A 15,040-nucleotide genomic window follows, 5' to 3' on the forward strand; every position below is an offset into this window, starting at 1 on the left:
GTATATGAAAAAGATACTTCCCAATCTCATAAAAACACAAGATGTCTTTATAATGGCAAAGGACAATATACTTTCACAGTGGATATCTTATGAAACACCACAAAAGATTTTACAGCTTCACAATATTAACAATAATAAATTTTTAAATGATTATGCGAGCGGTGTTTTTGACTACTTTATGGGTGTAATTGAAGGTGAACTGGAAATAGGTGATTGCCCAGTTATGCATAGTCTTTTAGCATACTTAAAACATAGAGATATCAGAGCTGATGAACTTTTTGAAATTTGCAGTCACTTTAGACGTTCCATGATAGATTTCACTTATGATGTTAAGCTTAACTCAAAAGATATATTTGATGAAATATCATATATTTTTGATAAAAATTTTCAGGGTGTTTTACAACATTACACTGATACTATTTTTCAAAAAGAGCAAGAGATTGATAGACATGTTGAACTTCTTAGTGAATATCAAAAAGCACTTGATGAGAGTGCAATTATCTCTAAAACAGACATTGATGGCAATATAGTCTATGTTAATGACAAGTATGTACAGTTAAGCGGATATAGTTCTTTAGAGCTGATAGGAAAAAAACACAGTATTATTAAACATGAAGATATGCCACAATACTATTTTGATGATTTATGGTTTCAATTGAAGAATGCTGGAATATTTAGAGGAACGATTAAAAATCTTAAGAAAAATGGTGATTATTTTTATATAGATGTGACTATTGTAAAAATAAGAGATCCATACGATGATTCCATTGAGTACATGTCAATTGCAAATGATGTTACAACACTTATAGATGCAAGACTCGAAGCCCAAAAAGCTTCTCAGGCAAAAGAGTATTTTTTATCAAATATGTCACACGAAATTAGAACCCCGCTTAATGCTATATTGGGATTTGTAAATCTATTAATTGAACAAGATGTTTCTAAACAGCATAGAAAATATTTAGAAATTATTTTAAATAGCGGTGAAAATTTATTGAGTATTATTAATGATATTTTGGATTTTTCGAAATTAAGAAGTGGTGAGTTTACAATTGAGCCTAGAATCTTCTCTATACATGATGAGATTAGCCACACTTTAGAGCTTTTTGTTGCTTCTGCAAACTCAAAAGATATAACAATCACATCTTTTATAGACCCAAAAATACCAAAAGAGCTTTATGCTGACTCACTAAGAATAAAACAAATTTTATCTAACTTTTTAAGTAACGCAATAAAATTTACAAATATTGGCGGTCATATAAGAGTTGAAGCTACATGTAAAGATAGTATATTGCAAGTGAGTGTCCACGACAATGGAATAGGAATAGTAAAAGAAGATATAGTGAATGTATTTTCTGCATTTGCTCAAGCTCAGCACGGAACACATGAAAACTTAGATGGAACAGGCTTAGGATTGTCAATTTGTCAGCAATTAGCAGAGCATATGAATGGTAGCGTAAAAGCTGAATCAACTCTGGGGGAGGGTAGTATATTTTGGCTTGAACTACCTGTCGAGATACACAATAAAGCGTGTCAAATTTTCAGCGATCTAGATAATATTAGAGCACTGAAAATAGTTTTTTACTCTGAAGGTATGGAGAACAGTTATAAATCAGAATCTTTTTTAAAGTACTCAAATATTTTCAATCTTAGCATTGATATTGTGGACACTCTTGATATAGAGTATGATATAGCCATATTCTTAGAAGAGAGTGCTAATCAGTGGTTTAAAGAGAGGATTTTAAAATCAGATAAAAAATATATTGCTCTTACTAGTAAGCCTAGCGATATATATGAGAAATATTCACATATTACAAGCATATGTTTTCCTCTGTATTGCTCAAAAATAAAAACATCTTTTGATGAATTGTTATACCCTGATTCTTATGCCCCTTATATGAAAAGTGCTAGTACAAAATTCGAAGGACATATTTTAATTGCAGAAGATAATGAAGCAAATCAAGAGCTAATTAAAATCTTACTTCTGAAGTATGGTTTGAGCTATGACTTAGCATCTAATGGCTTGGAAGCCTTGTCCTTATATAAAAATAATAACTATGATCTGATTTTAATGGATGAACAGATGCCGATAATGGATGGCAATGAAGCAGTTCAAAATATTTTAAAATATGAGATAGAAAAAGGTCTCAGACATACGCCAATATCTGCACTAACAGCCAATGTCATAAAAGGTGCTAAAGAGAGAGGGCTTTTAAGCGGTTTTGACTCATTTTTAGGAAAACCTATTGTAATTAAAGAGTTAGAGAGAATCTTTTTTAATTATCTAAAAGTTGCAAATACTGATGTAGAAAAATCAATCAACAGCGGTTACGGTAAAAATGTGATTGAAGGTCTAGATTTTAAAATATTAAGTAAAGAGCTTATGTTAAATGAAGATGAGATAAGTATGCTTGTTAACCTGTTTATAAAAAAGATGGCAAAACAGATACCAGAGCTAAAAAGTGCTATAGAGCATAAAGAGTATAAAAAGATTTCACTAATCTCTCATAGTATAAAGGGCTCTAGCGGTAATTTCAGAATGGAGTCGCTGCAAGAAATTACTGCCATAATGGAAAAAATGGCCAAAGAGGAAAATAGTAAATTTAATTATAAAGCTATGTTTGAAAAAGTTGAAAATATACTATCTAAAATAAAAGTATCTTAGATATTTAAACTATTTTTCAATATGATAGCCTATGCCTGAAGCATTTTTTATTATATCTGTAGGGAGCTTATTTCTAAGTCTCCAAACTAATGTTCTAATGCTGTTTTCTGTTGCTCCATTATCTTGCCATACATAGTCAATAGCTTGATTAAAACTTATAACATGACCTAGTTTGGCAACAAGAAGACGTAGAATAGCGTACTCTTTTTTTGTAAGTTTAATTTTTTCATTATTATAAAATATTTCATCTTTAGCAATATCCATATGATAAGCATCTCCAAAAGATATGAACGGCTTATCTGGGTCTCTTTTTGCATACAGCAGTTTATCTAAGTGCTGTTTGTCTATTTTAGAAGCATTTATATCTTCATTTCTTTCACTTTCTACACTAAACTTGAAAATAGCCATCTGTATAGTAGCATGTAAAGAAGCTGGATCAAATGGCTTAACTATGTATCCATAAGGTTCTGTTTTGATTGCCTCTGCAATGATATCATCATCACTGTGTGAAGTTAAATATATAAATGGTATAGAATACTTTTTTCTTATTACTTTTGCCAACTCTATACCATCATTGCTCTCCTGAAGAGATATGTCTATAATAATGATATCAGGCTTGTATTCATCTATTTTCTTTTTTGCATCGGAGGCATTGTCACATATTGCAATAATGTCATATCCATGTTTTTGTAGAGAAAGCTTTAGATTTAAAGCAGTAATCTCATCATCTTCTACAATAATAATAGTGTGTCTGTTCATGCTTAGCCTAACTTAAAATATAATTATTTTGTGATTATGTATAATAGCATTATATTACATTTATTTATAACTTCACAGCTTTTATTTTAGATGTTGTGATAATATTGTTACAATCTTACACTAAACTTGTGTAAAATAATTAATTAAGTTCCCAATATAAAATTTTATTATCTCTACTCGAACTAAATATTTCTTTCTCGCTTATAAACTTAATTTGATTGATTATTTTTGTATGACCAACTAATCGGTCGTATTTAGTTTTAGTTTTTGTATTAAAGAGTTGCAGTACATTTTCCTCACCACTTGAGTAAACTCCAACTTCTCCACTTGGACTTATTCCAACGCAAAAAACAAGAAAGTCACTTTTTATATAGTAAGGCTCTTGTGTGTTTTGGTACACTCCAACTCTTCTGTCTTGTCCTGCTGTAAGTATAACACCATTACTATAGGCAACTTTATAAATATTGTCTACATTTTGTGAGTAGTGAGTTTTTATAGTGTCTGAACTTTTAATATCAATAATCTTTACAGCTCCACTCTCATCAGCCATAATCATCTTTGTTTTATCTTCGCTGAGTGTCATATCACCCATTGCACTGTTAGAAACATGAGTTTTATATACACTATACTTTTCTCTCATATCGTGCAAAATAACATCTGAATCTAATGTTGCAAATACTACTTGCTCATCATTCACAAAACGGGCCTCTTTTAAAGTGAGTTTATAATCCTCATTTATTATCTGCTTTAACATGTAGTTCTCATATATCCATACATTTCTGTATGAGTCATTACCAACGCTTAGAATTAATACTTTCCCGTTTAGGTAATCAACGCTAAGAATATCAGCAGGAATAATCTGATTCATAGATGAAGTAAGTGGTGGAAGTAAAATTTGGTTTACTAGTTTTGTTGTTTTAATATCAAAAATATCTACTGCTCCCATATCATTTCCAACATAAAGAGTATTCTCATAAACTATAAAATCACTAACAAAACCAACCGAGGTATATATCGCACTAGGGATTATCTCTTTTGCATAGAGTGAATAAAATAAAAATATAATCAAAAGTTTTTTCATTAAATAAAAATAGCCTCAAAATTGAATGCTTATATTATATAAAGTCTTATTTAAGATGACATATATATTATTTATTAGATTAAAGCTCAAGAAATAAAATATAAAAACTTCATAATTTATTCATAGTAATTATATAGTATTACTTTAAATAAAATTCAAGAAAGGTGACTGTATGAAAATTTATTCTGATGATGGGCAATGCTTTGTTGACATGGAATATGCCTTAACTATTGAAGAAGTTGCAATCTTTCATAAAGAAATCACCCCAATTCTACTAACAGATAAAGAGTTCGTAATTCACTGTGTTGATCTTAAAGCGATAGATTCAGCAGGTTTACAAATCTTAATCTCTCTAAAAAAATATCTTGAAAAAGAAGAAAAAGTTTTTGAAGTAACTGCTGGAATTAAGTTTAACGAATTCATTGATTTTTTTAAACTAGGTGAATATTTTAAAGGGGCAATAGTATGAATTTAGATTTCATAGATATGCTCGACGGATATAAAGCAGAAAATGATGAGTTGCTTCAAAAGATGGAAGATGCTCTAATGCAGATTCAAGAAGAGGGCATGAATGATGAAAACATTAATGCTGTCTTTCGCGCTGCACATACCATTAAGGGTAGTTCTGGTATGTTCGGCATAGATTATATAGTTGAGTTTACGCATATAGCTGAGAACTTATTAGATAAAATCAGAAATCATAAGATACCAATGAGCGGTGAAATCATTGAACTCCTTTTAGCATGTAAAGACCAGATGCAAATACTCATCAACTTTGTTATGAGTGACCCTGAAGGGCATCCAGATGAAGATATAAAGAGTGACAGCAAAAGACTGATAAATGAGTTGCAAGCCCATTTAGATGGTAATGACAATCTACATGTAGAAGAAACAGTCGAAATAGTTGAATTAATTGAGATAAACGAGTACCAAATAAAAATAGATTTTGCCTCCGATACATTCAGTCACGGTTTTGACACATATACCTTTATAAATTTTCTTCATGAATTAGGTGAAATAAAAAATATTCAAACAGACACAGAATCTATTCCTATATTTACAGATATTAATCCATCAAATTGTTACATGTCATATATTATAGATGTGCACAGCAGTAAAGATTCTCAAGAATTGGAAGCAGCTTTTGATTTTGTTAAGGAGGGCTCCACAGTTTCAGTTATAGACTTATCAGAAAGTAAACAAAAGCCTGAGCCCGTAAAAACTATTGAGAAAAAGAGAGAAATCCAGATAGAGGGCTCTAAAGCTAAAAATACTCCTCAAGCCGTAAAGCAGACAAATTTTATTCGTATAGAAGCTTCAAAAGTTGATAGTTTAATAAACCTTATAGGTGAAATGGTTATTTCAAACGCAAGTGTGATGCAACATGCTGCAAATTTGAGAGACTCAGAACTGATTGAATCGGTCTCTACAGTCACTAGAATGCTTGAAGAGGTGAGAGAAAATGCCATGCAGATTCGTATGGTTCCTATTGGTGAGACGTTTAATAAGTTTAAACGTATTGTGCACGACACTGCAAATAAGGTTGGTAAAAAAGTAGACCTTATCATTAATGGAGGAGATACAGAGCTTGACAAAACAGTAATAGAAAAGATAGCAGATCCGCTTGTTCACCTTATACGAAACTCTATTGACCACGGCATAGAAACTCCAGATGTAAGAGAAGCGTTTGGCAAAAGTATTACCGGTGTTTTACATCTAAATGCTTACCATGATGCAGGCTCCATAGCAATTGAGATTATAGATGATGGAAAAGGGCTTGATGCTGAGGTTCTTTTGAGAAAAGGTATAGAAAAAGGTCTTATAGACGAACAAAGCGAACCTACTCAAAAAGAGATTTTCGATCTGATTTTGCAGGCAGGGTTTTCTACTGCAGAAAAAGTAAGCGATATATCGGGCAGAGGTGTCGGTATGGATGTCGTAAAACGAAATATCAGTGATCTTCACGGCGGCATAGAGATAGAGAGTGAAAAATCTAAAGGTACTAAAGTTACGATTAGGTTACCTTTGACCTTGGCAATAATAGACGGATTTTTAACAAAAGTTGGCAATACACATATAATAATACCGTTAGATATGCTGGTTGAGTGTATAGAGTTAAATAAAAAGACCATAGCACAAATGCATAACAACAGCTATATTAACCTAAGAGGGAGAGTCCTTCCACTTCTAAATATAAGCACCTATTTTAAAATACCTCACAGCGATACAGCTAGGAGTAATGTAATAGTAATTCAATATGCAGGACAAAGGATGGGGATAATAGTTGATGAACTCCTAGGCGAACTTCAGACTGTTATCAAGCCAATGGGACAGCTCTTTAATGAGTTAAAGTATTTTAGCGGCTCAACTATTTTGGGGAGCGGTGAAGTAGCGTTAATAATGGATATTCAGGTAATGCTTCAAATGATGGAATCAAAACAAAAAAAAGAGCTTGTAGCTTAAAAAAAGGAAAAAAAATGTTAAACAATATGACGATTAAAGCAAAGATTGGTTTAAGTGCCGGTACTTTAGTTGCTTTTGTAAGTACACTTTTAGTAGTGGGGTTAGTATCTTCAGATGTACTCAAAAATGGTATTGAATCAGTAAAAGAATTAAAAAATCAGGAGCTGCATACCCATGAAATGATTGGCGCTCATGAGTCATATGTTGGCGAACTCTCAAGTGCTGCATTAGTTAGTGGAAAATTCAAAAAGGCGTCAGTTAGCCATACAGAATGTATACTTGGCAAATGGTACTCTACTCTTAAAGATACGAAAGGGTATAGCAAACTTTCTTCATCTATGAAAGAAGAGATAGAGGTTATGATAAAAAGTCATGAAAAGATTCATAATATCGCAAAATATTATGATAGCGAGTATATACATATAAATAAAAATTTAAAAGCTATGCTAATGCAGGGAATAAGTGACCATCTAAAGTGGTCCAAACAACTACTTAGTGATATAAGCTTTAATCAAAAAGTATCAGTTCAAAAGGACCCAACGCAATGTAAGGTTGGCAAGTGGTACTATAACTTTAAAGATAGTGAGGAATTTTCTAAACTTAGTCAAAAAGATATTTCAGAATTCAAAGAACTTGAAGCTTCACATTCATTACTCCATAACAGTGTTAAAACTATTAGTACTATCCAAAACAAAGACAAAGCATTAAATTACTACAAATACAACACTGAAAAGCATTTGCTAAGCGTTATAAATATATTTGAAAATAAGCTCTCAGATATTAAATATATAAATGACAAAAATCAAGTGATATTTAAAGAAGTTTCAGTTGATATACCTGTATTGCTTGATAATGTAATATCAACGCTACATAAATATGACGATGTTGAAATGGAATATATGGCAGTAATTGAAGAGGAGATAGATTCAAACGGCAAATTGATCAAGATTATTTATTTGATAATAGGCATTTTGTCAGTTTTTCTTCTCTTTTTTGTTGCAATCGTTATTCTTAATTTGCTTAAAGATGTTAATGAGTTAGGCAAAGGAATCAACAGTTTCTTTGGGTATCTCAACAAAGAGCAAAAGAGCGTAAATACAATAGTTAAAAATTCTAATGATGAAATTGGAAATATGATAGAGGTTATTAATACAAATATAACAAAAACAAAAGAGAATTTTGATGAAGATAATGCTGCTTTTGATGACATTGTTGATAAACTTGCCCTTCTCTCAGAAGGTGATTTTAGCGCTACTATAAATGCCACATACAGCGGTAATTATGGACGAGCAAAAGATGCCATTAATAGTACTATCTCAAATATAAAAGAGATCGTTGAAGAGATTGCAGAGGTGCTTAAAGGCATTGACGATGGACATCTAGACAGAGAGATACGCATTGAGTTTAAAGGTGGATACGCACAGATTAAAACTTCTATAAACTCTATGTCTAATAACTTAAGCAATGTCATAGAGACTATTGACAACTCTTTACAAAAACTAGCAAGTGGTGATCTTGATGCTAAGATTGGTGCAGATTTACCAGGTGATTACAATCAGTTAAAAGTTGCTATTAATAAAACTATTGAAAAACTAAATACTATTATTGGAAGTGTAAATGAATCTACGTTACAGATTGCATCAGCTGCTGATGAAGTAAGTTCTGCTGCACAGTCACTCTCAACTGGGGCTACAGAGCAGGCAAGTAGCCTTGAAGAGACAACAGCTGCTGTAGAAGAGATGGCAGGGGGGATAAGCCAAAATGCCCAAAATGCAAGAAAAACAAATGAAGTATCAAGAAAAACTTCTTCAATGGCCAAAGAGGGGGGAGAGGCAGTTTATAAAACTGTAGATGCAATGCGTAATATTGCTGGAAAAATTGGGATAATTGAAGATATTGCATACCAAACTAATCTATTGGCACTAAATGCAGCTATAGAAGCGGCTCGCGCCGGTGAGCATGGTAAAGGGTTTGCAGTAGTTGCAAGTGAGGTTCGTAAACTTGCAGAGAGAAGCCAGACTGCAGCGCAAGAGATTAGTCAGATAACTACCGATAGCGTAAAGATAAGTGAGCATGCAGGAACTCTTCTTAGTGAAATAGTTCCAAGTATAGAGCAGACATCTGAACTTATAGAAGAGATATCAAGTGCATCTTCCGAACAAGATACAGGAATTTCCCAGATTAATTATGCCATGACAAATCTTGACCAAGTAACACAGCAAAATGCTTCAGCTAGTGAAGAGTTAGCAAGTGCCAGTGAAGAGATGAGTTCACAAGCTACTCACCTAAAAGAGTTGGTAAGTTTTTTCAAAATAACAGGAGTTACAAATCAAGTTTCAATACAAAAAACTGCACCTACAGCTAAAATAGTAAAAGATAATGAGCCAGAAGCAAACTTGGAAAATAGTAATAATTTTGTTCAGTTTTAATACATAAAAGGAGTAACTATGAGTACTGCCAATCAAGATAGTAGTGACAATCAGTTCTTAACATTTTATGTTGCTGGTGAAATATACGCTCTTTCAGTTTTGCATATAAAAGAAATTATTGAGTATTCAATAGTTACTAAGGTACCATTAATGCAAGAGTGCGTTAGTGGCATTACAAATATTAGAGGCAGTGTGATACCTGTAATAGATTTGGGAATTCGTTTAAATATTTCACATACACAAACCATAAATAAAAGAACATCAATTATAGTTATCGAAAAAGAGGATGAGATACAAAACTTTCAAGTTGGACTTGTAGTTGATGAGGTAAATGAGGTCTATGACATCATCACAAAAGAGCAAGAAGATGCACCTGTGTTTGGCAGTAAAATTAGAAAAGAGTTTATTGAGCATATTGGAAAAGTTAAAGGGTCATTCATACCAATATTAAACTCCTCAGAATTAGTTAATATTGAAGAGCTATCAAAAGTAAACAATGCAAAGGATGCATAATGTCAGAAATTCATGTAGACAATGATTTTGATGAAATCATATCAATAGAATTAGAAAATGATGAACTTGTTAGGCTTGTTACAAGCAATGCAGATGTTGCCAGTCAGTATGTTGTCTTTCAAAATTCTAATGATGAATATTTTGCAATAAATGTTGCTAAAGTAGAAGAGCTAATAGAATATAAAATACTTGATGTCACAAAAACAACCGATAGTTCAGGAGTTATGAAAGGCACAGCAAAAATTCGCGAGCATTTTGTCAATATTGTCTGTTTTGATTCTTGGCTAGGTATTAATAGTAGAGATAACTCAATCTATGAGTTAGTAATTCTTTGTGATTATGCCGGAGTAAGATTGGCTATTATTGTTAAGAGTGTTTATGGGGTACTAAATATCGAACCATCTGAAATGTTTGATGATTCAGATAAAGATACAAGGATCTCTTACCTTTGTGAAATTGTTGTAAATAACAAAAAAATTCTATGTAAAGTTTTTGACAGTGATCAGTTTTTAGCAGATGTGATGCCAAGCAAGTTTGCCAAAGAACTACAAAAGAGTGAAATGATTAGCAGTAATGATAAGAATGTTATAAATAAAGAGATTTTGATTGCTGAGGATAGTGTTTTAATTCAAAATGCCGTTAAACAACTGATGGAAAAGATGCAGCTTTCATATCAGGTGTTTAATAATGGCAAAGAGCTTTTGGATTCACTTAAGAATGAAAATATTGATAATATAGGACTAATTATTACAGATTTAGAGATGCCTGTGATGGGTGGACTTGAACTGCTAAAAGAGTGCTTAAATCATGATTATTACCGTAAAATCCCAATTGTTGTAAATACGAATATGGCAAACGCGAGCATAATCAATACGGCTGAAAAACTTGGAGCAAGAAAAGTAATTAAAAAACTTGACTTACTAACTCTTAGAGAGGTAATATTAGAATATGCCGATAGATAAATACTCTGTTTTACATGTTAAAATAACTGATGGTGAATATATTAAATATAGAGAGATAATATATGAGACTACAGGTATAGAGCTAAAAGAGAATAAGCACAACCTTATAGAGAGTCGTTTAATGAAGCGACTTAGATATTATAATATGAGTAGCTATAGTGAGTATTACCAATTAGTGTTAAAAGATAGAACCGAGCTACAATTGATGATAAATCAGGTAACGACTAATGAGACCAGTTTTTTTCGTGAAAATAAACATTTTGACTACCTTGTTCGCAGAATATTACCAGAAGTAAATGAGCAACTGCGTATTTGGAGTGCAGCATCTTCTATAGGTGTGGAGGCATATACTATAGCAATGGTTGTAGATGAAGTTTTGTCTATAAGGCATTTGCCATTTGAGATATTAGCAAGTGATATTAATATAGATGTATTGTCACAAGCAAAACAGGCAGTGTATGATATAAAGTTTTCTAAAAATATACCTGATAATTATCTACGACAATACTGCTTAAAAGGTGTTGGAGATATGCAAAACAAATTCGCTATAAAAGATTATTTGAAAAATAAACTATCATTTGCTCAGATAAATTTAACAAAGCCAATAAGTCCAAATGTGGGAAAGTTTGATATAATTTTTCTTAGAAATGTTCTTATATATTTTGACATTCAAACAAAACAAAATGTTGTAAAACATGTTCTGCAACACTTAAAACCAAATGGTTACTTCTTCATAGGACACTCTGAATCACTTTTTAATATTAGTGATGAAGTAGTTCAGGTTATGCCTACAGTTTATCAGAAGGTCGTCCTATAAAATAACCTTGTGCGTAATCGAAACCAAGTTTTTTACCCTCGTCTAATATTTTCTCATCTTCAACACCAACCAAAATACTTTTAATACTTGACTTGTTTGTGTACTCTAGTAAAAATGAGAGAACAGCTTTCATGTTTGTATCAGTTAAAGATTTATGCATTATTAGTTGATCTATTTTTATATAATCAGGTTCTAAAATTGATAGCAGTTCAATGTTTATATTAGAAGTTGCGAACCCTTTTAAAGCTATTTTATACCCGTTGTTCTTTAATCTTAAAATGGCTTTTACTGCTTTACTTGAAGGTTTTAGTGATTCATAGTTTCTTATGTCTAAAATAACTCTATTATTGCTTACTTTAAAATGATTTCCTAAATATATTAGATAGTCTTCAATATCATTGTTGTTAAATAGCGAGTTGGACATATTAATGTGAAAAGGTAAATTGCTAGAAGACAGCTCTTTGAAACATTGCTTAAATACAATTTCTGATATATCTTCTAAAATGCCAGCTTTCTCACTCAAATCTATGAAAAACTTTGGTAGTATATATTTGTCACCTTGTTTAATTCTGGAAAATACTTCATATGAAAAAACTTTCATTGTATACATATCTATAACTGGTTGGTAAAACGGTACAATAGTTTTTTGTTTTAAAGCATCAAGAGTAACCCCCAGCCAGCTAAGAGAGTCACTTTTTTTAGCCTCTTCTATATCAATATCCATCTTGACAAAATAAGTACTGTGCTCATCATTTTTTATTTCATCAACAATAGAGTAAATGTGCTGTAAAAAGTTTTTACTTCTATTTTCCATACTGCTATTATTTTTAAGCATAATAAGACCGTATGAGAGAGTGATATATATTTTTAAATTATTAAATGTCACTATCAAAGTATTATGGTTGTCAGAGAAACTTTGCAAGGCATCAAGTATATTATCTATATAGTGCTTATCTGTAGCACATATTATTACATCATTGTGTAATTGCACTGTATTGTTGTCCTCTATCCCAAAGTAAGAGAGATGCTCTTTTACGGCACTGAAGATATGCTCTTGTGTTTGGCTGCCAAATTGATTTTTTATCTCTTTAAACATATCTACAACAACTAAAAAGAGAGCTTGGTCATTGTTTTGCAAGAGGTAATCTAGTTTTTTATCTTCTTGAGTATTTTTACTGTCTCTTTTACTAATGTCAATTAAATTACATACTTTGTATAGAAGTTTAAACAACTTATCCATTGCGACTGGTTTAAGTAAAATCCCATCAACTTGGAAATCTATGGAGTTTCTTAACCCATGATCTGTATTGTGCGCAGTCATGATAATAGTATTTTGATCAGGATTGATTTTTAATACCTCACTTATTAAACAAACACCATCCATTTTAGGCATTGTCAAGTCTGTAATTAATAAATCATATCTTTTTTTATTGTACTCCTTTAGTGCAACTTCACCATTTTGCGCACTATTAACTTCTTTAAATAGGAGTTTAAATATATTCTCATATTGCTCTCTAATTTCATTGTTGTCTTCAGCGTATAAAACAGAAATATTTTTTGTGACACTGAGTAGCTTTTGATGTATATCAGACACTTTACTCTCTACCCCTGCAAACAATCTCAAAAGAGCTACCATTTTGAGTTGCTGTATATATTAAATCACCGTTAAAACTCTTTTTCATTATATCCATGCTCATATAAAGACCAATTCCGGTACCTTTTCCTTGTTCTTTTGTTGTGAAGTATGGGTTAAATATTTTATCTCTTATTTCTTCTGGTATTCCACCTGCATTATCTTCTATGACTATTATTGGTATATTCTCTTTCATATCTATGGTTATATTTATAAACTTGTCTGCACTCTCTATATCTTCAAAAGCATCTCTTGCATTTGCGAGAATATTTATGATTACCTGTTCTAATAGGTCTTCATAACCTACCATTGAGATATTTTCATTAGTTACTTTAACATCTACATGTATGCTGTGATTGGTTAGTTGTGTCCCCATTATTTGTATAATAGCTTCTATTGTATGAGAGAGTCTAAATGGTTTTGACTCCTTTGCCGGTTTTACGAAGTTCATAAAGGTGTCAATTGTTTGCGACATGTTTTGGCATTGGTCTTGAATAAACTCACTGCTCTCTTGTATTTTTTGTGGTTCAAGCATTCCCATGCTTGAGAGTAGTGAGAGATTAATACCTGTTGCACTTATGGCATTTAGCGGTTGTCTCCATTGGTGGGCTATCATGCTTACCATATCACCCATTTGAGCTAGTTTAGACTGTTCTATGAGTTTACCCTCTTGAGAGCGTAACTCTTTTATTTGCTCTTGTACTTTTGCTTCAAGTGTTTTAAAGTAGTTTTCTTTTCTCAAAACTGATATAAAAGAGCTTGCTAAGACTTTTAAAATATCTTTTTCAAATTCATTCCATATTCTTTCATATGAACAATCATCAAAACCTATAAACCCCCAAAAAACATCTTCATACCAAATTGGCATAATAATAGTAGATTTAATATTCTGAGGCTCTAATATTTTTCTCTCAGGTTCTGGAAAATCTCTAACCAAACCTTCTATACACAGACCTTCTTGGAATTTTTCTTTCCATCGTTCAATGCCAGCACCTATATATGATAAATTTTGAAGTTCAGGATTATTGAGCTGAACAGAGATATTCTCTTTAGTAGACTCAAATTTTTGAGAACATACTAAATCATTGTTGAAATAATTATTTTCAAATACATAAACTCTGTCAACATCTAGAGTGTTAATGATTTTTTCTAAAATATTTTTCACACTTGAGTTAAAATCTTTGTTAATTATTAGTTCGTTTAAAATAAACACTATTGTTTGAAGTGTATCTCTATGGTATTTTAAGTCTTTTTGAGCTTGAATATTGTCTGTAACATCTGTTACAATAGATAAAAAACACTTAGTTTCTTTTAGAGTAATTATGGAAGTGTTTACAATTACATTAATCTTTGTACCATCTTTTTTTAGATGTAGTGTTTCAAACCTATTCTGAGTACTGTTCTTTATGCGCTTAAGTAAAGAATTTATATCTCCATTATATGTTGGATTTATATCAAACAAGGGCAAATTTATTAATTCATCTTTTGTGTATCCATAAGTCTCCACAGCTGATTTGTTTACATCAACTATAAGACCATTATTTGTATTAATAACAAGTCCGGGATTGTTCATATTATCAAATAAAACTTTGTAATTATTTGCTTCTTCTGCTGTTAATAACTGCATCTATAAACAATCATTATTTAGTAATATTAAGTCTATTGTGTCTGAATCCATGTAAGCACTCTTTCATATATAAAGTATATATTATATTAATAAA

Annotated in this window: 11 protein-coding genes; 7 read left to right on the forward strand and 4 right to left on the reverse strand. The window is 31.5% G+C overall.

Annotated elements, in window-relative coordinates; translation table 11 throughout:
• Positions 1–4 precede the first annotated feature (4 nt).
• A complete protein-coding gene (locus HUE87_RS03360; protein ID WP_194367330.1) occupies positions 5–2,662 on the forward strand; it encodes a hybrid sensor histidine kinase/response regulator in 2,658 nt (885 codons plus the stop codon).
• 9 nt (positions 2,663–2,671) lie between these two features.
• Here HUE87_RS03360 and HUE87_RS03365 read toward each other — a convergent pair whose 3' ends face one another.
• Both HUE87_RS03365 and HUE87_RS03370 read right to left on the reverse strand, forming a co-directional pair.
• Entirely contained in the window at positions 2,672–3,421 is a 750-nt protein-coding gene (locus HUE87_RS03365; protein WP_194367331.1) for a response regulator transcription factor, read from the reverse strand.
• 139 nt (positions 3,422–3,560) lie between these two features.
• Positions 3,561–4,502, reverse strand: coding sequence for a WD40 repeat domain-containing protein (locus HUE87_RS03370; protein ID WP_194367332.1), 942 nt, complete (start codon positions 4,500–4,502; stop codon positions 3,561–3,563).
• 172 nt (positions 4,503–4,674) lie between these two features.
• Here HUE87_RS03370 and HUE87_RS03375 point away from each other — a divergent pair, with 172 nt between their 5' ends.
• The 6 genes from HUE87_RS03375 to HUE87_RS03400 are packed head-to-tail and all read left to right on the forward strand — an operon-like array spanning position 4,675 to position 11,686.
• A complete protein-coding gene (locus HUE87_RS03375; RefSeq protein WP_194367333.1) occupies positions 4,675–4,971 on the forward strand; it encodes an STAS domain-containing protein in 297 nt (98 codons plus the stop codon).
• Positions 4,968–6,965 carry a chemotaxis protein CheA gene (locus HUE87_RS03380; RefSeq protein WP_194367334.1) on the forward strand — a complete coding sequence of 666 codons (1,998 nt, stop codon included), beginning with the start codon at positions 4,968–4,970 and terminating at the stop codon, positions 6,963–6,965. The genes HUE87_RS03375 and HUE87_RS03380 overlap by 4 nt, the downstream gene beginning before the upstream one ends.
• A 14-nt stretch (positions 6,966–6,979) precedes the next feature.
• Positions 6,980–9,394, forward strand: coding sequence for a methyl-accepting chemotaxis protein (locus HUE87_RS03385; RefSeq protein ID WP_194367335.1), 2,415 nt, complete (start codon positions 6,980–6,982; stop codon positions 9,392–9,394).
• Positions 9,395–9,412: 18 nt separating this feature from the next.
• Positions 9,413–9,907 (forward strand): chemotaxis protein CheW, encoded by a 495-nt coding sequence (locus HUE87_RS03390; protein WP_194367336.1) that lies wholly within the window; start codon positions 9,413–9,415, stop codon positions 9,905–9,907.
• Complete coding sequence (locus HUE87_RS03395; RefSeq protein ID WP_194367337.1) at positions 9,907–10,869, forward strand: chemotaxis protein CheV; 963 nt, start codon at positions 9,907–9,909, stop codon at positions 10,867–10,869. Before HUE87_RS03390 ends, HUE87_RS03395 begins: the two co-directional genes overlap by 1 nt.
• A complete protein-coding gene (locus tag HUE87_RS03400; RefSeq protein ID WP_194367338.1) occupies positions 10,856–11,686 on the forward strand; it encodes a CheR family methyltransferase in 831 nt (276 codons plus the stop codon). The genes HUE87_RS03395 and HUE87_RS03400 overlap by 14 nt, the downstream gene beginning before the upstream one ends.
• Here HUE87_RS03400 and HUE87_RS03405 read toward each other — a convergent pair.
• Both HUE87_RS03405 and HUE87_RS03410 read right to left on the reverse strand, forming a co-directional pair.
• On the reverse strand, positions 11,658–13,322 hold the full coding sequence (locus tag HUE87_RS03405) for an EAL domain-containing response regulator (protein ID WP_194367339.1): 1,665 nt from the start codon (positions 13,320–13,322) through the stop codon (positions 11,658–11,660). The two genes, HUE87_RS03400 and HUE87_RS03405, sit on opposite strands and share 29 nt — an antisense overlap.
• Positions 13,282–14,946 carry an ATP-binding protein gene (locus HUE87_RS03410; protein WP_194367340.1) on the reverse strand — a complete coding sequence of 555 codons (1,665 nt, stop codon included), beginning with the start codon at positions 14,944–14,946 and terminating at the stop codon, positions 13,282–13,284. The genes HUE87_RS03405 and HUE87_RS03410 overlap by 41 nt, the downstream gene beginning before the upstream one ends.
• Between the last annotated feature and the right edge of the window lie 94 nt (positions 14,947–15,040).

The organism is Candidatus Sulfurimonas marisnigri (assembly GCF_015265475.1).
In the GTDB taxonomy this organism is placed as follows: Bacteria; Campylobacterota; Campylobacteria; order Campylobacterales; family Sulfurimonadaceae; genus Sulfurimonas; species Sulfurimonas marisnigri.

Bases quoted from the DNA above. Each gene is read 5' to 3' on its own strand.
- HUE87_RS03410 (WP_194367340.1), bottom strand. From the start codon at position 14,946: ATGCAGTTATTAACAGCAGAAGAAGCAAATAATTACAAAGTTTTATTT.
- HUE87_RS03380 (WP_194367334.1), top strand. From the start codon at position 4,968: ATGAATTTAGATTTCATAGATATGCTCGACGGATATAAAGCAGAAAAT.
- HUE87_RS03370 (WP_194367332.1), bottom strand. From the start codon at position 4,502: ATGAAAAAACTTTTGATTATATTTTTATTTTATTCACTCTATGCAAAA.
- HUE87_RS03365 (WP_194367331.1), bottom strand. From the start codon at position 3,421: ATGAACAGACACACTATTATTATTGTAGAAGATGATGAGATTACTGCT.
- HUE87_RS03360 (WP_194367330.1), top strand. From the start codon at position 5: ATGAAAAAGATACTTCCCAATCTCATAAAAACACAAGATGTCTTTATA.
- HUE87_RS03385 (WP_194367335.1), top strand. From the start codon at position 6,980: ATGTTAAACAATATGACGATTAAAGCAAAGATTGGTTTAAGTGCCGGT.
- HUE87_RS03375 (WP_194367333.1), top strand. From the start codon at position 4,675: ATGAAAATTTATTCTGATGATGGGCAATGCTTTGTTGACATGGAATAT.
- HUE87_RS03395 (WP_194367337.1), top strand. From the start codon at position 9,907: ATGTCAGAAATTCATGTAGACAATGATTTTGATGAAATCATATCAATA.
- HUE87_RS03390 (WP_194367336.1), top strand. From the start codon at position 9,413: ATGAGTACTGCCAATCAAGATAGTAGTGACAATCAGTTCTTAACATTT.
- HUE87_RS03400 (WP_194367338.1), top strand. From the start codon at position 10,856: ATGCCGATAGATAAATACTCTGTTTTACATGTTAAAATAACTGATGGT.
- HUE87_RS03405 (WP_194367339.1), bottom strand. From the start codon at position 13,322: ATGGTAGCTCTTTTGAGATTGTTTGCAGGGGTAGAGAGTAAAGTGTCT.